This window comes from Salmonella sp. 32010601201800023SM (genome assembly GCF_017572235.1).
In the GTDB taxonomy this organism is placed as follows: Bacteria; Pseudomonadota; Gammaproteobacteria; order Enterobacterales; family Enterobacteriaceae; genus Salmonella; species Salmonella enterica.
The window spans coordinates 455,559-477,864 of sequence record NZ_JAGEQS010000002.1 but is presented as its reverse complement, the minus strand read 5'-3'; the positions used below and the strand labels follow the sequence as shown (position 1 = coordinate 477,864).

The window sequence follows — 22,306 nt, the reverse complement described above, 5'->3', positions numbered from 1 at the left end:
AAATTCTGCGCCGGTTTATCCCCGCTGGCGCGGGGAACACAGCAAACTCAGTGGCAGCGGCGGTGCAGTTTTCGGTTTATCCCCGCTGGCGCGGGGAACACTCTACCCTATCTAACCCATTAGAATAAAAGGACGGTTTATCCCCGCTGGCGCGGGGAACACTTCTCGGCGCGGCGCAATATCCCGGCGCACGCCGGTTTATCCCCGCTGGCGCGGGGAACACCGCACCACTATGATTCGAATAGATCGTAGCGGCGGTTTATCCCCGCTGGCGCGGGAAACACAGTGCCATCATCCCACTCGCAAAGATTCAGCACGGTTTATCCCCGCTGGCGCGGGGAACACGGATATCTCTAATAAAGGTCATCTTCGTTTCCCGGTTTATCCCCGCTGGCGCGGGGAACACTTACGTACTCCGGGGAAGTCGTTAGAGAGCTGCGGTTTATCCCCGCTGGCGCGGGGAACACAACTCTGACCATTGAAACGCGTGTATCCAGCACGGTTTATCCCCGCTGGCGCGGGGAACACGAATTTGTAATCTGGACTCCCATGCGTTATCACGGTTTATCCCCGCTGGCGCGGGGAACACAGTAACGTGGTAGCGCATTGCAGGATAGTATTCGGTTTATCCCCGCTGGCGCGGGGAACACACTAAACGTATGTCATTGTTTATAAACTACTTTTTATCAGCACCACATTTCACCAACATAATCGCAACAATTTAAATTATTAAAGAACAGCTAATTTGCTGATTTTGATGCAAAAAAGTTCATAGAATGATTTTTTCTTTAAATTTACCAAAATAGCGTGATCCGTGCATCGCTATGGAAAAATTTATCAGCGCTTTTATACACTCATCGAAATTCACATAGAGAAAATAAACAATGCAAGGTAATGGATGAGTCACAGACGGCATCGGCAGGCCGTCTGTAAGATTAGTAATGCATCAGGCGATATTTAAATATTTATGCGTTTGCATAGACAGCCGCCAGTTACGTGCAATACACGTTTCAATACACAGACGCGTCGCGTCTTCTTTCTGGCTAATGGGCTGCAAAGCAATCACGCGCGGTTTATCATCGCTCAACGTGGCTAACAGTTCATCCAGCGCCTCAATATCACGAACTCGCCCAACGGGATGCTTGATTTCATTGGCGCGCTCCAGCGCCTGGGAAAGCACGTCATATCCCCCGCGCATATTCACTTTTGGTGAAACCGTGACCCAGGTGTTAGGCGTACAGCGCACTTCATGCGTCCCGCTGGTCTCAATCTGACAACTAAAACCACTCTTTTCAAGCAGATCGGTGAGCGGCATGAGGTCATGAATACAGGGTTCGCCACCGGTGATGACAACGTGGCGCGCGGTATAGCCCTGACGATTAATCACCGCCAGCAGATCTTCACTGCTCGCAGCACCCCATTTGTCGCTCTCTTTGGTTTTTGCCAGAATGCTGAACAGAGACACTTCCCGATCGCTCAGTTTATCCCAGGTATGCTTAGTATCACACCAGGCACAGCCGACCGGACATCCCTGTAAACGAATAAAAATAGCGGGGACGCCGGTAAAATAACCCTCGCCTTGTAGGGTCTGGAACATCTCGTTAATCGGGTACTGCATAGCGTTCTCTGTTAAGGGGATAATCGTTAATTATTGCAGATTTCGTCTGCCCGGTCATGCACAGCGGCTGCGCTATTGAACAGATACAAAAAAACCCGCCGAAGCGGGTTTTTACATTAAGAGGTAAAAGCAGGATTACGCCTGGCCTTTGATCTCTTTACGACCGTTATACGGTGCTTTTTCGCCCAGAGCTTCTTCGATACGAATCAGCTGGTTGTATTTAGCAACACGGTCAGAACGGCTCATAGAACCGGTTTTGATCTGGCCTGCAGCGGTACCAACAGCCAGGTCAGCGATGGTAGCGTCTTCAGTTTCGCCAGAACGGTGAGAGATGACAGCAGTGTAGCCAGCGTCTTTCGCCATCTTGATTGCAGCCAGAGTTTCGGTCAGAGAACCGATCTGGTTGAATTTGATCAGGATGGAGTTAGCGATGCCTTTCTCGATGCCTTCTTTCAGGATTTTGGTGTTGGTTACGAACAGGTCGTCACCAACCAGCTGGATTTTGTCGCCCAGTACTTTGGTCTGGTATGCAAAACCGTCCCAGTCAGACTCGTCCAGACCATCTTCGATGGAAACGATCGGGTACTGTTTGGTCAGTTCTTCCAGGAAGTGGGTGAATTCTTCGGAGGTGAACGCTTTGTTGCCTTCGCCAGCCAGAACGTATTTACCGTCTTTGTAGAATTCAGATGCTGCGCAGTCCATCGCCAGGGTGATGTCTTTACCCAGCTCGTAACCAGCCGCTTTAACCGCTTCAGCGATAACAGCCAGTGCTTCCGCGTTGGAGCCCAGGTTCGGCGCATAGCCGCCTTCGTCACCCACAGCGGTGTTCATGCCTTTGCCTTTCAGCACTTTTGCCAGGTGATGGAAAACTTCAGAACCCATACGGATGGCTTCTTTAACCGTTTTCGCGCCAACCGGCTGGATCATGAATTCCTGGATGTCGACGTTGTTGTCAGCGTGCTCGCCGCCGTTGATGATGTTCATCATCGGAACCGGCATGGAGTATTTGCCCGGCGTGCCATTCAGTTCAGCAATGTGCTCGTACAGCGGCATACCTTTAGCGGCAGCAGCAGCTTTGGCGTTAGCCAGAGAGACAGCCAGAATGGCGTTTGCACCGAAGTTAGATTTGTTTTCAGTACCGTCCAGGTCGATCATGATTTTGTCGATGCCAGCCTGGTCTTTAGCGTCTTTGCCAAGAATAGCCTGAGCGATCGGGCCGTTAACCGCGCCAACAGCTTTGGTTACGCCTTTACCCAGGAAACGGGATTTGTCGCCATCGCGCAGTTCCAGCGCTTCGCGGGAACCAGTAGAAGCACCTGACGGAGCCGCCGCCATACCTACGAAACCACCTTCCAGGTGTACTTCAGCTTCAACAGTCGGGTTACCACGGGAGTCGATGATTTCACGACCGATGACTTTAACGATTTTGGACATTAGGTTTTCCTCAAGTCACTAGTTAAACTAAAACTTCAGACAAACGGTGCACCGCTGAGGGTGCACCGCCGTTCTAACTTTTTTACTTCGCCTGACGTTTCTGATGCTCGTTGGCGGCTTTAACAAAGCCAGCGAACAACGGATGTCCATCACGCGGCGTGGAAGTAAATTCCGGATGGAACTGACAGGCCACGAACCACGGATGATTCGGTACCTCAATGATCTCGACTAACTGATCATCACCGGAACGGCCTGCGACACGCAGACCCGCTGCTTCAATTTGTTTCAACAACATATTGTTGACTTCGTAACGATGGCGATGACGTTCAACAATCGTCGACGCGCCGTACAACTGACGTACCAGACTGTCATCGCTAAGCTGGCACTGCTGCGCGCCCAAGCGCATGGTGCCGCCCAGATCGCTTTTCTCGCTACGGACTTCAACGTTACCGTCTTCATCGCGCCACTCGGTAATTAACGCCACAACCGGGTACTTACAGTCTGGCACAAATTCCGTTGAGTTGGCGTTGTCCATGCCGGCCACGTTACGAGCGAACTCAATCAACGCAACCTGCATCCCCAGGCAAATGCCCAGATAAGGAATATTGTTTTCACGCGCATAGCGCGCAGTGGCGATTTTACCTTCAACGCCACGATAGCCGAAGCCGCCGGGGATCAGGATAGCGTCCAAATCTTTCAGAATTTCGACGCCGCGCGTTTCAACATCTTGCGAATCGATCAATTTGATGTTGACGGTAACGCGGTTTTTCAGACCACCGTGTTTCAGCGCTTCGATCACCGACTTATAGGCATCCGGCAGTTCAATATATTTGCCGACCATGCCGATAGTCACTTCGCCTGCCGGGTTCGCTTCTTCGTAAATGACCTGTTCCCATTCAGACAGGTTAGCTTCCGGACAGTTCAAGCTGAATCGTTTACAAATATAATCATCAAGCCCCTGAGATTTCAACAGGCCTGGAATTTTATAAATGGAATCGACATCTTTCATTGAAATAACGGCTTTTTCCGGCACATTACAGAACAATGCAATTTTTGCACGCTCGTTGGCAGGAACCGCGCGATCGGAACGACAAATCAGAATATCGGGCTGAATACCGATAGACAGCAGCTCTTTCACGGAGTGCTGAGTCGGTTTAGTTTTCACTTCGCCCGCAGCCGCCAGGTAAGGTACCAGCGTCAGGTGCATAAACAGCGCGTGTTCACGACCGATATCTACCGCCAATTGACGAATCGCCTCAAGAAACGGCAGCGATTCGATATCACCGACGGTACCGCCGATTTCCACTAGTACCACATCGTGGCCTTCGCCACCTTCCAGCACGCGCTCTTTAATCGCGTTAGTGATGTGAGGGATTACCTGTACGGTTGCGCCCAGATAGTCGCCACGGCGTTCTTTACGCAGAACGTCGGAGTAGATGCGGCCAGTCGTGAAGTTGTTGCGGCGAGACATCTTGGTGCGGATGAAACGCTCGTAGTGCCCCAGGTCCAGGTCGGTTTCAGCGCCGTCTTCAGTAACGAACACTTCCCCGTGTTGGATTGGGCTCATAGTACCCGGATCGACGTTGATGTACGGATCCAGTTTCATGATGGTCACGTTGAGACCACGGGCTTCCAGAATGGCTGCGAGGGAGGCTGCGGCAATGCCTTTACCCAGAGAGGATACGACCCCGCCGGTCACAAAAATATAGTTCGTTGTCATGCGGAACCTGAGAAGTTAGGTTTAAAAGACGATGGAATAACCAGGACGGGAAAGCAGTATACCCGAACATGACCTACGCCACAAACTTTCATTATTCCTCCTCTTCGTCAGGCTGACATTCACACAGGGAGGGAGAAAATAGCCCCTTTGAGGTAAATGTTTTTGACGTAAATCAAGCGCTTGTTATTTAAAAAATCACACAAATCGCTCTTGACCGCCTAAAACCTTTAGAGATCAATTTCCTGGCGTTTTACTTCCTGCCAAACTTCTTCCATTGTTTCCAGGTCTACCCCGGTCATTTCCAGGCCTCTGGCTGCGACAATACGTTCAACTTCGCGAAAACGACGTTCAAATTTATCGTTCGCTTTTTGCAAAGCGAGCTCCGCTTTCGTACCTAAATGACGCGCCATATTGACCGTGGCAAAGAGCAAATCGCCCATTTCCTCTTCCAGTTTAGCCTGATCAACAACCGCCTGCCGCGCCTCGAACATCACCTCATCGATCTCTTCATAGACCTTATCGACGACCGGCCCCAGCGTCGTCCAGTCGAAGCCCACGTTTGAACACCGTTTCTGGATTTTTTGCGCGCGCATTAAGGCCGGGAAGCTGCGCGGAATATCGTCCAGCGCGGAATGCTGCGCTTTTTGCGCGCGCTCTTCCGTTTTGATTTGCTCCCAGCGAACTAATGCTTCTTCGCTATTATCCGCGGAAAGCTCGCCAAAAACATGCGGATGGCGGCGCTCCAGCTTGTCGCTGATGGCAGCGCAGATATCATTAAAATCGAAGCGGCCTTCTTCCTGCGCCATCTGCGCGTAAAACACCACCTGGAACAACAGGTCGCCCAGTTCGCCGCGCAAATCGTCAAAATCCTCACGCGCAATCGCATCCAGTACTTCATAGGTTTCTTCCAGCGTATAAGGCGCGATGCTGGCGAAGGTCTGCTCTTTATCCCACGGGCAGCCGTTTTCCGGGTCGCGCAGGCGCTGCATGAGGGTGAGAAGACGGTCAATTTGATGGTTAGTTGTCATGGTTTTTAATCGGTTGTAAATACCAGCGACAATTGTAACGTATTATTCTTAACCATTCACGCACAGAGACACTACGGTAACGCCTATATAATAAAATATATTGTTAACAGGTGTTGAATGCTACCTTCCCCGTATAACTTTAAAATTATTAATCGATACACAACAATATAATAATCATATAACTAATTTATTAAAAAAACAGATATTTGCACCAGACATTATAAATAACATCAATTAAGTAAAAAAAATTATGCAAACACTATAAGCACCCCACCCAAAGAGCCTTCCCTTTTAAAAAAATAAATTATTTCACTTTTACGGAAAAACGAGTAGCATGCACGCCAGTTTAATATTCAAAAAAGACCGCTTTTTTGTTTTTTCTGGAACATACATGAAATAAATATATTGAAAGTATTACATATAATATTCTATGAGCAGGTACGATCATTCAGCTCATAAGAATATACTCATAAAAATGTAGAAATATAATATTTTTATTATGACCTATTTTTTACCCAAAGCCCGCAGCATGGCTCTATGCCGCATATCCCTTGGTATACGCGTACAAAATGTTGCCATAAAACACGTTAATTAAGGATAACACGATGAAGTCATCTCATTTTTGTAAACTGGCAGTAACTGCATCTTTAGTTATGGGAATTGTCTCCGGCGCTCAAGCCGCGGGTAGCAACACAGCGAAGGTCACTTTCCTTGGTAATATTGTTGACTCCCCCTGCTCCGTCACATTGGATACGGAAGATCAAACAGTCAATATGGGTTCAAGTATCGGTAATGGCACGCTGAGTAATGGTAAAACGACCATCAACAATGCCCGTACCTTTCATATCGATCTTGAGGGTTGTACCTGGGCTACCGAGAAAAATATGAATGTGGTATTCACTACAGGTAGTGGAACCACAGCGGCTACAGGCGCCACGGATAATCTCGCGCTGATGAAGACTGACGGCACCGGCGCTATTAGCAATGTAAGCCTGGCAATCAGCGATGCTGGCAAAAACAATATCAAACTGGGTGATACCTATACACAGGCCTTTGCGGACCTGGACGGAGATACCATTCTTGATGAGAAGCAAAGCCTGAATTTCACCGCCTGGCTGGTTGGCGCAGCAACCGGCACCGTAGGCACAGGTGAATTCAGCAGCGCCGCCAACGTCACTATCTCTTACCTGTAATTCAGTTAACAGAGTCACGACGATAATACCCTGCCGCTTTAGGTAGGGTATTCCTGTTGAGTTTTATTGCGGAATATATTTGATGAATAACACATGGAAAAGTGTTCTTTGCCCAATAGCGTGCGGAGTGGGAATGCTTCTAAGCGTCTCCCCTTATAGCGCGTCAGGCAAAGACATCGAATTTAATACCGATTTCCTCGATGTAAAAAATCGCGATAACGTTAACATTGCACAGTTTTCTCGTAAGGGTTTTATTCTGCCAGGCGTCTACCTTTTACAAATTAAAATTAACGGACAGACTCTGCCGCAGGAATTTCCTGTTAACTGGGTTATTCCAGAACATGATCCACAAGGAAGTGAGGTTTGCGCAGAACCAGAATTAGTTACGCAATTGGGTATAAAGCCGGAACTCGCGGAAAAACTCGTCTGGATAACGCACGGCGAACGACAATGTCTGGCGCCAGATTCACTGAAAGGCATGGATTTTCAGGCCGACCTGGGGCACTCCACGCTGTTGGTGAATTTACCCCAGGCGTATATGGAATACAGCGATGTCGACTGGGACCCACCCGCCCGCTGGGATAATGGTATTCCCGGCATCATTCTGGATTACAACATTAATAATCAGCTCCGCCACGATCAAGAAAGCGGCAGCGAAGAGCAAAGCATCAGCGGCAACGGGACGTTAGGCGCGAACCTGGGCGCATGGCGACTGCGGGCCGACTGGCAGGCCAGCTACGACCATCGTGACGATGACGAGAACACTTCCACCCTCCACGATCAGAGCTGGAGCCGCTACTACGCCTATCGCGCACTACCGACGCTCGGGGCCAAACTTACGCTGGGCGAAAGCTATCTCCAGTCCGATGTTTTCGACAGCTTTAACTATATCGGTGCCAGCGTCATTTCTGACGATCAGATGCTGCCGCCGAAACTGCGCGGCTATGCGCCGGAGATCGTGGGCATTGCGCGCTCTAACGCAAAAGTCAAAGTCTCCTGGCAGGGGCGCGTACTGTATGAAACGCAGGTGCCCGCAGGACCGTTCCGTATTCAGGATCTCAACCAGTCCGTTTCCGGTACGTTGCACGTCACCGTGGAAGAGCAGAACGGTCAGACCCAGGAGTTTGACGTTAACACCGCATCGGTTCCCTTCCTGACGCGCCCCGGCATGGTGCGCTACAAGATGGCGCTGGGCCGCCCGCAGGACTGGGATCATCACCCCATTACCGGCACATTCGCCTCGGCGGAAGCTTCGTGGGGGGTCACCAACGGCTGGTCGCTATATGGCGGCGCAATTGGAGAAAGCAACTATCAGGCCGTGGCGCTGGGAAGCGGTAAGGATCTTGGCGTGGTGGGCGCGGTGGCGGTGGACATTACGCACTCCATCGCCCACATGCCGCAAGACGACGGGTTTGACGGCGAAACGCTGCAGGGTAACTCATATCGCATCAGCTACTCCCGTGACTTTGATGAAATCGACAGCCGACTGACCTTTGCCGGATACCGCTTCTCAGAAAAGAACTTCATGAGCATGAGCGACTATCTGGATGCGAAAACCTATCATCATCTCAATGCCGGTCACGAAAAAGAACGCTATACGGTCACCTATAACCAGAACTTCCGTGAACAGGGCATGAGCGCCTATTTCAGCTATTCACGCAGTACCTTCTGGGACAGCCCGGATCAGAGTAACTATAACCTGTCTCTTTCCTGGTACTTCGACTTAGGGTCGATAAAAAATCTCAGTGCGTCGCTGAACGGCTATCGCAGCGAATATAACGGTGATAAAGATGATGGCGTCTATATCTCGCTGTCTGTTCCCTGGGGCAATGATTCCATCAGCTACAACGGTACGTTTAACGGTAGTCAACACCGTAATCAGCTCGGCTATTCCGGCCACAGCCAGAACGGCGATAACTGGCAGCTTCACGTCGGGCAGGATGAACAAGGCGCGCAGGCAGACGGTTATTACAGCCATCAGGGCGCGCTGACGGACATCGATCTGAGCGCGGATTATGAAGAAGGATCGTACCGTTCGCTGGGTATGTCGCTGCGCGGCGGCATGACGCTGACCACCCAGGGCGGCGCGCTACACCGGGGAAGTTTAGCGGGCAGCACACGTTTGCTGGTTGATACCGACGGCATTGCGGACGTCCCCGTTAGCGGTAACGGCTCGCCAACCTCAACCAACATTTTCGGCAAGGCCGTGATTGCGGATGTCGGAAGCTATTCGCGCAGCCTGGCGCGTATCGATCTGAACAAGTTGCCGGAGAAGGCGGAAGCTACTAAGTCGGTTGTGCAGATCACGCTCACCGAAGGCGCCATCGGCTACCGTCACTTTGACGTGGTCAGCGGCGAGAAAATGATGGCGGTTTTCCGGCTGGCAGACGGCGACTTCCCACCGTTCGGCGCCGAAGTGAAAAACGAGCGCCAGCAGCAGTTGGGCCTCGTAGCCGATGACGGCAACGCGTGGCTGGCGGGCGTAAAAGCCGGGGAAACATTGAAAGTATTCTGGGACGGCGCGGCGCAGTGTGAAGCATCACTCCCGCCCACGTTTACACCGGAGCTATTGGCTAACGCGCTATTGCTGCCGTGCAAAATTCTGGAAGGTCAGCCCCCCACCGCACCGCAGAAAAGTTCTCCGCTGCCGGCGCAACCGCTAATCCAGGAACATACGCAAACCGATGGCCAACCGGCCGCGCCGGTGGCGACAACCACTCAAACCCCGCCCATACCGCTGGCTGACAACCATGCGGTGAATCGCAAGGATATGGAATAAAGGGAACCTGTAATGAACAAGACCAACCATTTTAAGCGCCAGGCGCTTATCGCTTCGGTATTACTGGCTGCGCCGCTGGTATCGCACAGCGCGATTGTGCCGGATCGTACCCGCGTTATTTTTAACGGCAATGAAAATTCAATCACCGTCACGCTGAAAAACGGCAACGCCACTCTGCCCTACCTCGCACAGGCGTGGCTGGAAGACGATAAGTTCGCCAAAGATACCCGCTATTTTACCGCCCTGCCGCCGCTGCAGCGTATTGAGCCAAAATCCGACGGGCAGGTTAAAGTCCAGCCGTTACCAGCCGCGGCTAGCCTACCGCAGGACCGGGAAAGTCTGTTTTATTTCAACGTGCGGGAAATTCCGCCGAAAAGCGATAAGCCTAATACGCTCCAGCTGGCGCTGCAAACGCGTATTAAGTTTTTCTACCGCCCGGTAGCCGTAGCCCGGCAGGTGGATAAGACGCACCCGTGGCAGACGAAGCTCACGCTGACCTACCAGGGCGATGGTGTGATTTTCGACAACCCCACACCGTTTTACCTCGTCATCAGCAATGCCGGTAGCAAAGAGAACGAGACCGCCTCCGGCTTTAAAAACCTGCTGATTGCCCCGCGTGAAAAAGTGACCGCTCCCATCAAAGGTGCCTCGCTCGGCAGCTCGCCGGTGGTGGGCTACGTCGATGATTACGGCGGCCATCGCCTGCTGGTTTTTACCTGCTCAGGGAATACCTGCAAGGTCAATGAGGAAAAAACCCGTGACGCTGAGAAGAAAGCGAATAAGTAATCCTGTGCGAAAGAGATCCATGACGATGTTGACTCGCTGGAAAATACTGGTGCTGCTGTGCGGTGGATTCGTTACCGGCACCGAGGCTGCCGGCACAAAAACCGTGCAACTGGAGCTGCATCTGGTCGTCACTCAACCACCGCCCTGTACGATAGGCGGCGCTTCCGTAGAGTTTGGCGATGTCCTGACCACCAAAGTTGGCGATGCTTCTCAAACGAAACCTGTGGGCTACAGCCTGAACTGCGATGGCAGAGCGAGCGACTATCTGAAGCTACAAATTCAGGGGACCACTACCACCATCAGCGGGGAGCAGGTTCTGCAAACTTCGGTTCAGGGGTTAGGCATCCGTATTCAGCAGGCGGGCAATAAGCAACTGGTTCCGGTTGGCATAACGGATTGGCTGAACTTCACCCTGAGCGGCAGCAATGGGCCGGAGCTGGAAGCCGTACCGGTTAAAGAGCCCACCACGCAGTTAGCGGGGGGCGATTTTAACGCCAGTGCGACGTTAGTCGTGGATTACCAGTGATGGAGAGATTCATAGTGAAAAGGGTGCTTATCCTGACGCTTTTAATCACCCAGTTTGCCTGCGCCGACAATTTGACCTTTCACGGCAAACTGATAAACCCGCCCGCCTGTACTATCAATAATGGTGAAACGCTGGAGGTCAGTTTTGGTAGCGTGATTATTGATAATATTGACGGCGTCAATTACCTGACCGAGATCCCGTGGACCCTTACCTGCGACAGCAGCTTTCGCGATGACGCATTAACTTTTACGTTGAGCTATCTGGGCACGGCGACGCCTTACTCCGCAAATGCCTTAACCACCAATGTCCCTGAGCTGGGCATTGAACTTCAGCAGAACGGCACGGTATTTCCTCCCGGCACGTCGCTAACCATCGATGAGTCATCGCTTCCCACATTAAAAGCCGTGCCGGTAAAACAGCCCGGTAAAGAGCCTGCCGAAGGCGATTTTGAGGCTTTTGCCACGTTACAGGTGGATTACCAATGAACCGTATTTTTCAAACTGCCGGGCATTTGATCGGAGGCGTAATGTTATGGGCGGTTTGCAATACGTTACCTGCCGCCACGCCTAATGTGCACTACAGCGGTAAGCTGGTTGCCGGCGCCTGTAACCTGGTAGTGGATAATGACACGATGGCGACGGTGGATTTTCATACTATTGGCAGTGACAATTTCGACGCCAGCGGGCAAACGACTCCTGTTCCATTCACACTTAGCCTCCAGGATTGCAAAACAGCGCTAGCCAACGGCGTGCTGGTGACCTTTCAGGGCGTTGAAGACAGTACTCTGCCCGGACTGCTGGCGCTGGAGCCCTCGTCGGAAGCCAGTGGTTTTGCGATTGGCGTGGAAACGGCTGCACAGCAACCAGTGAGTATCAATGCAACAGTGGGTACAGCTTTTGTGCTGAAAGAAGGGATTACCACCATCAACTTGCAGGCCAGGCTGCAAAAATACGCTGGTGAAGAGGTTATGCCGGGGGAATTTAAGGGTAGCGCAACAGTGAGTTTTGAATATCAGTAACTTCTCAAGTTATATACTCATTTCTAATATTTTATTTAAATAATGGAAATTTAAATGAATCAAAAAGTATTATTTTTTCTAAGTATAATTGCATATCCTGGGATAACTCAGGCCATTAACCAAAATGTAATGATTGAACCATTAGTAATACGTGACTCAACAAATTATTTAGTACTACCTCAGGCTCAACAGGCTGAATTCTCACAATGCAAAAGCTGGCCGCATGATAGCACTGTTATTCCAGCAAAATATGAGGCAACCCTGCTTAATGGAAGTCTCATATCTATGTTTATTGGTGGCATAACAGTTAATTTATATACAACAGCAGATGTCAAAGTTAATACAGATGCCCAGTGTACATTACTCAATGGTAATTTTCCTGGTTATTACGGCATAACATGCTTTGTTACTGGTTATGACACAGACAAAGCTGTACCTGTAAGGACAGATAATGGCATGTCAATTATCGAAAGTAAATTATATGCTACAGGAACAATGAGATATATAACAGAGATCCCGATGGATGGCAGTGGCTTTCAGGGTATGGCGATTGGTGGTGCAGTAGTAATTAATACAGGCGCAATAACACCAACCCCTAATACGGGTGTTATTTCTAACATAACAATGCCACCACTATATGATCCCGGGTTTATTTTTACGGTACCTGGATGCGGTCAATACAAATATCATTCTGGGACAGGTTCTGTTTTTACGAATAACAATTCAACTTATACGGTTGCATCGCCGATTGGTTTCATAACTGCGTCTTTGGATAAGAACTCCGTGTTAAATTATAATGAACTTCATTATAACGACAAGGCAGAAAATATAGAACTAGGGAAAATTTATTTGATGTATAAGGAGAAAAATGTCACGTGGGGTGAAGGATTCGATTATACATTGGAAAATAGCACGATCAATGTAGTTTGTGCTGATAGCAGGATTAAAACAAATGTAGATTATCAATGTAGGAATGGTGATATGGGGGCATGCAACAATGGCGAACTGGGAAGAATAATCGGCAACTGGGAACGAATAAACGTTGATACTAATTGCAGCGTGACAGTTATTTTGCCCTGGCAATAGTATTTTTCTTAATATATCTGAGTTTACTATTGCATACTTTTATACTCATATACCCTAAATAATTCGAGTTGCAGGCAGGCGGCGACGCAGTGACAAATTCGTCTGATACGAATTTGACAGCCGAAGGCTGCCTGCGGTGGGGGACAAGGATGTCCCCCATCAATCCCCGGGGCTTACTCTGGTCAGTGACTGGGGGGAGCGAGGACAAATTGGCAAGGCCGATGTGAACGCCGCTTACGGCGGCCCTTTAGGGCGAGGCCCGGAGAGGCGGGCCATGAACGGCTACCATTTCTTTCGCGAGTTAAGCGAAGAATGCTGAAAAAACAGTACAGAAAAGTCAGGATAAGGAGTTATACAGACGGCTTACCACTATCCCGATGCTGTATACAGGATTATTGGTCAGTTCACTTTACTGCTCCTAAAAAAACCTGCCTCACTTAAAATTTAGCAAAATTATTGACCAAGGAAAACAAATGTGTACAAATTTTTTAAAAACATCGCTACTAATAACATCCACTTTTTGGTGTATTGCGCTACAATGCGCTGAAGTAAGAACGGATATAAAATATAATTCTCAAATTATTTCACAGTTTGATAGTATTAGCGCACTGGCTGGCGATCCTACATTCGATACCATCCATACCCCATTACCAACAAACATTCATATCCTTTCATCGTGCACTAAGTCAGGTGGATCAGGTGGAGGGGGGGGTTGTATTCCAGGTACATTGCCTGATGGACTTGAATCCACTCTTGAGTTTGATCCATCAACTTCTTTCATCAATACAACCGCTGTCGATAACGGTATCACTTATAGTTTTACTGGTGAAGCGGTAAAAGCAACGGCACATGCCAGCTGTACGGCTAATCAGGCAACTAACAGCGCAATTTGTGTATGGGATAAATCATTTTCACTTCCCCTCACCTTACTTACCAAACAGAACGGAATAACCATTAACCAGCAAAATCTTACAGTTTCGGTAATACCCGGAGGAGGAAATAGTGATACTAATCAATACTCATCCCTTTCCGGCCATATTATTATTGATGAATCGGTAAGCAGCTACACGAATTATGAACCGGAAACATCGGGCATTGAGAATCTGAAATTAAAATGGACTGTAACAGTGACAGAAGATACCGAAGGTGATGTCGGTATATGGAACGGATCACTTGTACTTAACGGCTCTCCAGCGTCCACCCTACATCGTTATTTGCTTCCAGAAATATTAGATGCTTCATTTTCTGAAAATACGATAGCGCACAGTACTGAAGTCGCCATGACTGGCGCAAAAAATAATGTCGAGCTAGCCTCTGTATATCTCTACCATGGCAATACGCCATGCGATGATACATCCTTGTGTAACTACAGTCTTAATAAGACATCAGTTTCTCTTGTATGTCACGATCTGAATGCGCAACTTAACTTTAGCAACACTTGTAATGCTTCAGGCACAACACATTGCCTGAACGGCAAAGTAGGTACGATAAAGGGTACCTGGGAGAGAGTCAACATCGATACAACTTGTGCAATCACCGTTTTGATACCCTACGAATAAATACAGGAAAAATGATGACCATAAACAAAAGAATCATAATTTCATTTATTCTATTTATGTGCTTCACCAATAATACATTTGGATCTGGATACGTTAAGATCAATGCCGAATTGAATGATATGGCAGGCAGAGGGGTAGGCACAGTGATTTAAATAGTAATCTACGGCGAAGGGGAAATCTTTCGTTTTGGTTGTACAGGGAACGCTTCGGCATACCAGAAAGGAGGTCAGCCCCTCACGGGATAGATCAGAAAATAGCTCCAGAATTGCAGGGCGAAAAGAATTAATGATGAGAACAGATAAAGAATGAAGAAGCTTAGATCCAGACTCATAGCTAATTATTCATAGAATAAATACTATAGTAATGAATAAAATTCAGAATAGGTGTTACGTATTTCAAACACATAAAACCTTAACCGATATCACATAGAGTATAACTGGTTTTTTTAATAAAAAGGCTATAACCAATTTACATGCTTACCAGCATCCTGATTCTGGCTCAGAATACGTATCACGATAACTTCCGTAACTGATTGTATAAAATAGATAATATGCCTTTCAAACGGTAAGGCATAAATGTATTCACCCAGTTCAGGTCGAGGCGTGCCAATGTTATTGGCACTCATAATGCTGAATATTTCTGATAGATGATTAATATATCGATCGGCCTGTATTTCGCCAAAATGCTGCCAGCCGTAATGCCAGATATTTTCCAGATCTTCACTGGCCTTTGGCGTTAATTTTACCGTTCTCATCGGGTTTGATCATCCCTGTTTTGACCTTCCGTAAAAAGGCATCCTTTTCCCAGGCCTGCGGCTCTCCGCTGTTCAGACCTTCAGCCAGAAGTTCACGTAACGCCTGAAGTCGTGACTCGGCCTGTTTTTCCCTCAGCAGACGAAGAGACTCTCTGATCACTTCACTTTGTGTTCTGTAATCACCTGATTCTATGAGCGATTCAATAAACTCGCGCAGTTCATCGCCAAGATCAACGGTCATTGTTCTGGCCATAACAGCCTCCACTGTAAGTATAAATCTTACATAAGAGTACACCGGAAATGAAATGTACGTCAAAAACATACCCCATATCTCATGCTTATGGGGTTGCTAATGCGGCTTTGCTGAACGAGTAGCAAAGCCGCTACATTATTAGTGTCTGGGGTTTACCCCCCGTGCAGTCGCCGTGCATCAATCACATCCGGCACCTGGTTCAGCTTACCGAGCACGCGGCCCAGCACCTGCAGGTTGTAGATCTCGATGGTCATATCAATGGTGGCGATCTGCTGTTTAATGTCGCTGCGGCTGGCGACGCCCAGCACGTTGACTTTTTCGTTAGCCAGAATAGTGGTGATATCGCGCAGCAAGCCGCTGCGATCGTTGGCCTGGACGCGCACCACCAGCGAATATCCCGCCGAGTAGCTTTCGCCCCATACCGCCTCTACGATCCGCTCCGGCGCATGGGAGCGCAGTTCCGCCAGCTGTTCGCAGTCGGCCCGGTGCACGGAAATCCCTCGCCCTTGAGTAATGAAGCCGACAATTTCATCCCCCGGAATCGGCTGGCAGCAGCGGGCGATGTGGTGCATCAAATTACCCACGCCTTCTACCACCACGCGCCCGTCGTCTTTACGACGATTTTGCGGCGCGTATGTTTTTTGCTGAAGCTGTTTCAGCGCCGCTGCATCCTGCTCCTCTGCACTCGGCTTATTGAACTGTGATTGCAGGAAATTCACCATCTGATTAAGACGGATATCGCCGCCGCCTATCGCCGCCAGCAACTCTTCCAGCTCATTAAAGTTGTAGCGCGGCAGCAGATGTTTTTCGGCCTCTTTCAGGCTAATCCCCAAATGCGCCAGCTCATCGTCGAGGATCTGCCGTCCAGCCTGGATATTTTTGTCACGATCCTGCTTGCGGAACCAGGCGTGAATTTTCGAGCGTCCGCGGCTGGTCGTCACATAGCCCAGGTTTGGATTCAGCCAGTCGCGGCTGGGATTCGGCTGCTTCTGAGTGATAATTTCAATTTGATCACCCATCTGCAACTGATAGGTGAATGGCACAATACGGCCGCCGATTTTAGCGCCAATGCAGCGGTGCCCAACATCGCTGTGGATGTGGTAAGCAAAATCGAGCGGCGTAGATCCGGCAGGCAAGTCAACCACGTCGCCTTTTGGCGTAAAAACGTAGACCCGATCGTCAAACACCTGGCTGCGCACTTCATCCAGCATTTCGCCGGAATCGGCCATCTCTTCCTGCCAGGCGATCAGCTTACGCAGCCACGCAATTCTGTCTTCATGACCGGAGCGCACGCCGCCGGACGCGGCGCCTTCTTTATACTTCCAGTGTGCCGCCACGCCCAGTTCGGCGTCTTCATGCATCTGTTTGGTACGGATCTGGATCTCAACGGTTTTACCGCCCGGTCCCAGGACCACGGTGTGGATAGACTGGTAACCGTTCGGTTTCGGGTTAGCGACATAATCATCGAATTCATCCGGCAGGTGACGATAGTGCGTATGCACTATCCCCAACGCGGCGTAGCAGTCCTGCAGACGTTCAGCGACAATACGCACGGCGCGCACGTCAAAGAGTTCATCAAACGCCAGATGCTTTTTCTGCATTTTGCGCCAGATGCTATAAATATGTTTTGGTCGTCCGTAGACCTCCGCCTGCACGCCTTCGTTTTTCATTTCGGCGCGCAGATGTCCAACAAACTCTTCGATGTAATGTTCGCGATCGAGACGGCGCTCATGCAGCAGTTTGGCGATGCGTTTGTATTCCGCCGGATGCAGGTAGCGGAAACAGTAGTCTTCCAGTTCCCACTTCAGTTGCCCGATGCCCAGACGATTAGCGAGCGGCGCATAGATGTTGGTACATTCTTTCGCCGCCAGCACGCGCTCATCTTCCGGCGCCTCTTTCACTTCGCGCAAATGAGCGATTCGCTCGGCCAGTTTGATCACCACGCAGCGGAAATCATCCACCATCGCCAATAACATTCGACGGACGTTATCAACCTGCTCCGAAGAAACAGAGTCGTTATGAGTGGCGTTTAGCTGACGGATCGCCGCCATATCGCGCACGCCATGAATCAGGGTAACGATAGATTTGCCGACGCTTTCGCGCAGTACATCTTCGCTGACTACGTTGGCGTCGGCCAGAGGGAACAGTAGCGCCGCCCGCAGCGTGTCGATATCCATACTCAGCGTGGAAAGAATTTCTACCATCTCCACGCCACGCCACAGCAACAGATCCGCATCCGGATGTCCTTGTGTCTGTTGCAGGCAATACGCCCAGGTTTCGGCTAAGCGCTCACACGACTGCTGGCTGGAAATTCCCAGGCTTGCGATCCACTTCTTCGGATCAAATTCACCAGCTTTATTAATATGTGCACTTCTTACCGCGACCATCGTCCTCTCCTTAAGGGACCAGGCCTACCGAAATCGGTAAGCCGGTAATCATTACATGCGCTCGAACAGAACCATTGATTCCAGATGTCCTGTGTGCGGGAACATGTCGAGCATCGCTAAACGCGTAACCTCATATCCCGCATTGACCAGCGCTTCACTATCGCGCGCCAGCGTCGCCGGGTTACAGGATACATAAACAATGCGAATAGGTTTTAATTTTATAATATGTCGCATCACTCCTGTAGCCCCCGCACGCGCAGGATCGAGTAAGACTTTGTCAAAGCCGTTTTTCGCCCACGGCTGCTTCGTGACATCTTCCTCCAGGTTCTCATGGAAGAATGTCACATTATGTAAACCATTGCGGATGGCGTTTTCACGGCCTTTTTCTACCAGCGCCTGAACGCCCTCAACCCCTACCACGCTTGCCGCGCGCGTTGCCAGCGGCAGCGTAAAATTCCCCATTCCGCAGAACAGATCCAGGACACGATCCTCGGCGCGCACATCAAGCCACTCCAGCGCGCGGGCGACCATTTGCTGGTTTACCGCCTCATTAACCTGAATAAAGTCTCGCGGACTGAAGGCTAAACGTAAGCCGTGCGAATCATACCAGGGCGCTTCGCCAGATACCGTTTCCAGTATCTCGCTAAACGGCGCCAGAAACAGAGACAATCCCTCAGAATGCGAAAAGCGTTCCAGTTTTTCTTTATCCGCCGCACTTAATGGCGCGGTATGGCGCAGAATCATCAGCGTACCGCTTCCCGCCTGTACCAGCTCAACATGCCCAAGATGTCGGGTGCCGTGTAAACTCGCCAGACACGCCCTGATTCGGGGCAGCAATGCTGCAAGCTGGGGCGCCAAAACGGGGCACTGTTCGACATTGACGATATCGCTGGAACCCGCTTTGCGAAATCCCATTTGCAGCGGTTTATCCGGCGGGCAATTCAGACTTAACCGCGCACGACGCCGATAACCCCAGGGCGCGCCGGCGATGATGTCATTCACCTCGTGTTTCATCAAACGCGCCAGCGCCGCGCTTTTGCTGCGTTGTTGCAGGGCGATGCTGACATGCTGTTGCTGACAACCGCCGCAGACGCCAAAATGCGGGCAGCGCGGCGTTTCTCGTTCCGGGCTATCATTCAAACGGCGCGAAACGCGTGCGCGGGCAAATTGCTTTTTATCTTCTGTAATAATGACTTCTGCGCTTTCCTCAGGCAATAAACCGGGGATAAACAGCGCCTTTCCGTTATGACGGGCTACGCCCTGACCAAATGAATCGAGGTCATTGACTTTAACGGTTATGATCTGACGCGTCGTCACGCGCCGTTTTGCAGAGTAGAATTGCGCCATCGACCAGGTTTTTCTCAATTTAACAGTGTGACCCTAATTGTCCCATAACGGAACTCCATGACCAACTACAGCCTGCGCGCACGCATGATGATTCTGATCCTGGCCCCGACCGTCCTGATAGGTTTGCTGCTCAGTATCTTTTTTGTAGTGCACCGCTATAACGACCTGCAGCGTCAACTGGAAGATGCCGGCGCCAGTATTATTGAACCGCTCGCCGTCTCCAGCGAATATGGTATGAACTTACAAAACCGAGAGTCTATCGGCCAACTTATCAGCGTCCTGCACCGCAGACACTCTGATATTGTGCGGGCAATTTCCGTTTATGACGATCATAACCGCCTGTTTGTAACGTCTAATTTCCATCTGGACCCCTCACAGATGCAGCTTCCCGCCGGAGCGCCGTTTCCACGTCGTCTGAGCGTCGATCGCCACGGCGATATTATGATTCTGCGCACCCCGATTATCTCGGAGAGCTATTCGCCGGACGAGTCAGCGATTGCCGACGCAAAAAATACCAAAAATATGCTGGGGTATGTGGCGCTTGAACTGGATCTCAAGTCGGTAAGGCTACAGCAATACAAAGAGATTTTTATCTCCAGCGTAATGATGCTTTTTTGTATTGGCATTGCGCTGATCTTTGGCTGGCGGCTTATGCGCGATGTCACCGGGCCTATCCGTAATATGGTGAATACCGTTGACCGCATTCGCCGCGGACAACTGGATAGCCGGGTGGAAGGATTTATGCTGGGCGAGCTGGACATGCTGAAAAACGGCATTAATTCCATGGCGATGTCGCTTGCCGCCTATCACGAAGAGATGCAGCATAATATCGATCAGGCCACCTCGGACCTGCGTGAAACCCTTGAGCAGATGGAAATCCAAAACGTTGAGCTGGATCTGGCGAAAAAGCGCGCCCAGGAAGCGGCGCGTATTAAGTCGGAGTTCCTGGCGAACATGTCGCACGAACTGCGAACGCCGCTGAACGGCGTCATTGGCTTTACCCGCCTGACATTAAAAACGGAGCTGAACCCCACCCAGCGTGACCATCTGAACACCATTGAGCGTTCCGCGAATAATCTGCTGGCGATCATTAATGACGTGCTTGATTTCTCCAAGCTGGAAGCCGGTAAGCTCATTCTGGAAAGTATCCCTTTTCCACTGCGTAATACGCTGGATGAAGTGGTTACGCTGCTGGCCCACTCGTCGCATGATAAAGGGCTGGAGTTGACGTTAAATATTAAAAACGACGTCCCGGATAATGTGATTGGCGACCCGCTGCGCCTGCAACAGGTCATTACTAATCTGGTGGGCAATGCCATTAAGTTCACCGAGAGTGGCAATATCGATATTCTGGTAGAAAAGCGGGCGCTCAGTAACACCAAAGTACAGATTGAAGTGCAGATCCGCGATACGGGGATCGGCATTCCGGAACGCGACCAGTCTCGACTGTTTCAGGCGTTTCGCCAGGCCGATGCCAGTATTTCTCGCCGTCACGGCGGCACCGGGCTTGGGCTGGTGATTACGCAAAAGCTGGTCAACGAAATGGGCGGGGATATCTCTTTCCACAGCCAGCCTAATCGCGGCTCGACCTTCTGGTTTCATATTAATCTTGATCTTAACCCAAATGTCATTATTGACGGGCCGTCGACCGCGTGTCTGGCCGGGAAACGACTGGCTTATATCGAACCGAATGCTACCGCCGCGCAATGTACCCTGGATCTACTGAGCGACACGCCGGTGGAAGTGGTTTACAGCCCGACCTTCTCCGCGCTGCCGTTAGCGCACTACGATATTATGATTTTGAGCGTTCCGGTGACCTTCCGCGAGCCGCTCACCATGCAGCATGAACGTCTGGCGAAAGCGGCGTCAATGACGGACTTTCTACTGCTGGCGCTACCTTGCCATGCGCAAATTAACGCCGAAAAGCTGAAACAAGGAGGCGCGGCGGCCTGTCTGTTAAAACCATTGACGTCAACGCGCCTGTTGCCAGCGCTGACAGAATATTGCCAGTTGAATCACCATCCTGAACCGCTGCTAATGGATACCAGTAAAATCACCATGACGGTTATGGCGGTTGATGATAATCCCGCTAATCTGAAGCTTATCGGCGCGTTACTGGAAGATAAAGTCCAGCACGTAGAGCTTTGTGATAGCGGACATCAGGCGGTGGATCGGGCGAAACAAATGCAGTTTGATCTGATTTTGATGGATATTCAGATGCCGGATATGGACGGCATACGCGCCTGCGAATTGATTCACCAGCTTCCTCATCAGCAGCAAACACCGGTTATTGCCGTTACGGCACATGCGATGGCCGGGCAAAAAGAGAAGTTGCTCAGCGCGGGCATGAACGACTATCTGGCTAAACCGATAGAAGAAGAGAAGTTGCATAATCTGTTGCTGCGCTATAAACCTGGCGCCAACGTAGCAGCGCGCCTGATGGCGCCGGAACCAGCTGAATTTATCTTCAATCCGAATGCAACGCTCGACTGGCAGCTTGCGCTCCGCCAGGCTGCCGGTAAGCCCGATCTGGCGCGGGATATGCTGCAAATGCTGATTGATTTTCTGCCGGAAGTGCGCAACAAAATTGAAGAACAACTGGTGGGAGAAAATCCCAACGGCCTGGTCGATCTGGTCCATAAGCTACACGGGAGCTGCGGCTATAGCGGCGTACCGCGGATGAAGAACCTTTGCCAGCTTATTGAGCAACAGCTTCGCAGCGGCGTCCACGAAGAGGAGCTGGAGCCTGAGTTTCTGGAGCTGCTGGATGAGATGGATAATGTCGCGCGTGAAGCGAAGAAGATATTAGGCTGATATT

The 22,306-nt window shown here is 50.3% G+C and carries 17 protein-coding genes and 1 CRISPR repeat array (1 of these 18 running past the window's edge); of the genes, 9 read left to right on the top strand and 8 right to left on the bottom strand.

Annotated features, from left to right (window positions below):
• A CRISPR array of direct repeats spans positions 1-650; the repeat unit is 29 nt; unit sequence CGGTTTATCCCCGCTGGCGCGGGGAACAC; it reaches 172 nt to the left of the window's first position.
• Between the two features lie 296 nt (positions 651-946).
• From queE to mazG, 4 genes are all read right to left on the bottom strand, one after another.
• Positions 947-1,618 (bottom strand): 7-carboxy-7-deazaguanine synthase QueE, encoded by a 672-nt coding sequence (gene queE, locus J4617_RS09675; protein ID WP_001199961.1) that lies wholly within the window; start codon positions 1,616-1,618, stop codon positions 947-949.
• Positions 1,619-1,753: 135 nt separating this feature from the next.
• Positions 1,754-3,052: a phosphopyruvate hydratase gene (gene eno / locus J4617_RS09670; protein ID WP_000036734.1), complete on the bottom strand. Its 1,299-nt coding sequence runs from the start codon at positions 3,050-3,052 to the stop codon at positions 1,754-1,756.
• 82 nt (positions 3,053-3,134) lie between these two features.
• Positions 3,135-4,772, bottom strand: coding sequence for a CTP synthase (glutamine hydrolyzing) (gene pyrG, locus J4617_RS09665; protein ID WP_000210863.1), 1,638 nt, complete (start codon positions 4,770-4,772; stop codon positions 3,135-3,137).
• A gap of 227 nt (positions 4,773-4,999) precedes the next feature.
• The gene (gene mazG / locus J4617_RS09660; protein WP_000210449.1) at positions 5,000-5,800 is read right to left on the bottom strand and encodes a nucleoside triphosphate pyrophosphohydrolase; all 801 of its coding nucleotides are present in this window, start codon (positions 5,798-5,800) and stop codon (positions 5,000-5,002) included.
• A 605-nt stretch (positions 5,801-6,405) separates the two neighbouring features.
• Between mazG and J4617_RS09655 the strand changes: the two genes are divergently transcribed.
• From J4617_RS09655 to J4617_RS09620, 8 genes are all read left to right on the top strand, one after another.
• Complete coding sequence (locus J4617_RS09655) at positions 6,406-6,993, top strand: fimbrial protein (RefSeq protein WP_017466162.1); 588 nt, start codon at positions 6,406-6,408, stop codon at positions 6,991-6,993.
• 82 nt (positions 6,994-7,075) lie between these two features.
• Positions 7,076-9,772 carry a fimbrial biogenesis outer membrane usher protein gene (locus J4617_RS09650; RefSeq protein WP_071602143.1) on the top strand — a complete coding sequence of 899 codons (2,697 nt, stop codon included), beginning with the start codon at positions 7,076-7,078 and terminating at the stop codon, positions 9,770-9,772.
• 12 nt (positions 9,773-9,784) lie between these two features.
• The gene (locus J4617_RS09645; protein WP_017466196.1) at positions 9,785-10,558 is read left to right on the top strand and encodes a fimbria/pilus periplasmic chaperone; all 774 of its coding nucleotides are present in this window, start codon (positions 9,785-9,787) and stop codon (positions 10,556-10,558) included.
• 19 nt (positions 10,559-10,577) lie between these two features.
• Positions 10,578-11,084 carry a fimbrial protein gene (locus tag J4617_RS09640; protein ID WP_000178258.1) on the top strand — a complete coding sequence of 169 codons (507 nt, stop codon included), beginning with the start codon at positions 10,578-10,580 and terminating at the stop codon, positions 11,082-11,084.
• 14 nt (positions 11,085-11,098) lie between these two features.
• A complete protein-coding gene (locus J4617_RS09635; RefSeq protein ID WP_000832396.1) occupies positions 11,099-11,569 on the top strand; it encodes a fimbrial protein in 471 nt (156 codons plus the stop codon).
• Positions 11,566-12,102, top strand: coding sequence for a fimbrial protein (locus tag J4617_RS09630; protein ID WP_017466195.1), 537 nt, complete (start codon positions 11,566-11,568; stop codon positions 12,100-12,102). The genes J4617_RS09635 and J4617_RS09630 overlap by 4 nt, the downstream gene beginning before the upstream one ends.
• Before the next feature lie 54 nt (positions 12,103-12,156).
• Entirely contained in the window at positions 12,157-13,188 is a 1,032-nt protein-coding gene (locus J4617_RS09625; RefSeq protein WP_001072353.1) for a hypothetical protein, read from the top strand.
• 473 nt (positions 13,189-13,661) lie between these two features.
• Entirely contained in the window at positions 13,662-14,747 is a 1,086-nt protein-coding gene (locus tag J4617_RS09620) for a hypothetical protein (protein ID WP_001531793.1), read from the top strand.
• A 457-nt stretch (positions 14,748-15,204) separates the two neighbouring features.
• Here the strand turns inward: J4617_RS09620 and J4617_RS09615 are convergent, their stop codons facing one another.
• From J4617_RS09615 to rlmD, 4 genes are all read right to left on the bottom strand, one after another.
• Entirely contained in the window at positions 15,205-15,501 is a 297-nt protein-coding gene (locus J4617_RS09615; RefSeq protein ID WP_001261201.1) for a type II toxin-antitoxin system RelE/ParE family toxin, read from the bottom strand.
• A complete protein-coding gene (locus J4617_RS09610) occupies positions 15,467-15,823 on the bottom strand; it encodes a type II toxin-antitoxin system ParD family antitoxin (RefSeq protein WP_000480218.1) in 357 nt (118 codons plus the stop codon). The genes J4617_RS09615 and J4617_RS09610 overlap by 35 nt, the downstream gene beginning before the upstream one ends.
• Before the next feature lie 83 nt (positions 15,824-15,906).
• Positions 15,907-18,141, bottom strand: a complete 2,235-nt coding sequence (gene relA / locus J4617_RS09605; protein WP_000226838.1) for a GTP diphosphokinase — start codon at positions 18,139-18,141, stop codon at positions 15,907-15,909.
• A gap of 51 nt (positions 18,142-18,192) precedes the next feature.
• Complete coding sequence (gene rlmD / locus J4617_RS09600; protein ID WP_000046853.1) at positions 18,193-19,488, bottom strand: 23S rRNA (uracil(1939)-C(5))-methyltransferase RlmD; 1,296 nt, start codon at positions 19,486-19,488, stop codon at positions 18,193-18,195.
• A 57-nt stretch (positions 19,489-19,545) separates the two neighbouring features.
• Here rlmD and barA point away from each other — a divergent pair, with 57 nt between their 5' ends.
• Positions 19,546-22,302: a two-component sensor histidine kinase BarA gene (barA, locus tag J4617_RS09595; protein ID WP_000186397.1), complete on the top strand. Its 2,757-nt coding sequence runs from the start codon at positions 19,546-19,548 to the stop codon at positions 22,300-22,302.
• Positions 22,303-22,306: the final 4 nt, after the last annotated feature.

Excerpts from the sequence above, each read along its gene's own strand:
- barA (WP_000186397.1), top strand. The coding sequence starts at position 19,546 with ATGACCAACTACAGCCTGCGCGCACGCATGATGATTCTGATCCTGGCC.
- J4617_RS09650 (WP_071602143.1), top strand. The coding sequence starts at position 7,076 with ATGAATAACACATGGAAAAGTGTTCTTTGCCCAATAGCGTGCGGAGTG.
- mazG (WP_000210449.1), bottom strand. The coding sequence starts at position 5,800 with ATGACAACTAACCATCAAATTGACCGTCTTCTCACCCTCATGCAGCGC.
- eno (WP_000036734.1), bottom strand. The coding sequence starts at position 3,052 with ATGTCCAAAATCGTTAAAGTCATCGGTCGTGAAATCATCGACTCCCGT.
- pyrG (WP_000210863.1), bottom strand. The coding sequence starts at position 4,772 with ATGACAACGAACTATATTTTTGTGACCGGCGGGGTCGTATCCTCTCTG.
- J4617_RS09640 (WP_000178258.1), top strand. The coding sequence starts at position 10,578 with ATGACGATGTTGACTCGCTGGAAAATACTGGTGCTGCTGTGCGGTGGA.
- J4617_RS09645 (WP_017466196.1), top strand. The coding sequence starts at position 9,785 with ATGAACAAGACCAACCATTTTAAGCGCCAGGCGCTTATCGCTTCGGTA.
- relA (WP_000226838.1), bottom strand. The coding sequence starts at position 18,141 with ATGGTCGCGGTAAGAAGTGCACATATTAATAAAGCTGGTGAATTTGAT.
- J4617_RS09630 (WP_017466195.1), top strand. The coding sequence starts at position 11,566 with ATGAACCGTATTTTTCAAACTGCCGGGCATTTGATCGGAGGCGTAATG.
- J4617_RS09620 (WP_001531793.1), top strand. The coding sequence starts at position 13,662 with ATGTGTACAAATTTTTTAAAAACATCGCTACTAATAACATCCACTTTT.
- rlmD (WP_000046853.1), bottom strand. The coding sequence starts at position 19,488 with ATGGCGCAATTCTACTCTGCAAAACGGCGCGTGACGACGCGTCAGATC.
- queE (WP_001199961.1), bottom strand. The coding sequence starts at position 1,618 with ATGCAGTACCCGATTAACGAGATGTTCCAGACCCTACAAGGCGAGGGT.
- J4617_RS09615 (WP_001261201.1), bottom strand. The coding sequence starts at position 15,501 with ATGAGAACGGTAAAATTAACGCCAAAGGCCAGTGAAGATCTGGAAAAT.
- J4617_RS09610 (WP_000480218.1), bottom strand. The coding sequence starts at position 15,823 with ATGTTTTTGACGTACATTTCATTTCCGGTGTACTCTTATGTAAGATTT.
- J4617_RS09625 (WP_001072353.1), top strand. The coding sequence starts at position 12,157 with ATGAATCAAAAAGTATTATTTTTTCTAAGTATAATTGCATATCCTGGG.
- J4617_RS09655 (WP_017466162.1), top strand. The coding sequence starts at position 6,406 with ATGAAGTCATCTCATTTTTGTAAACTGGCAGTAACTGCATCTTTAGTT.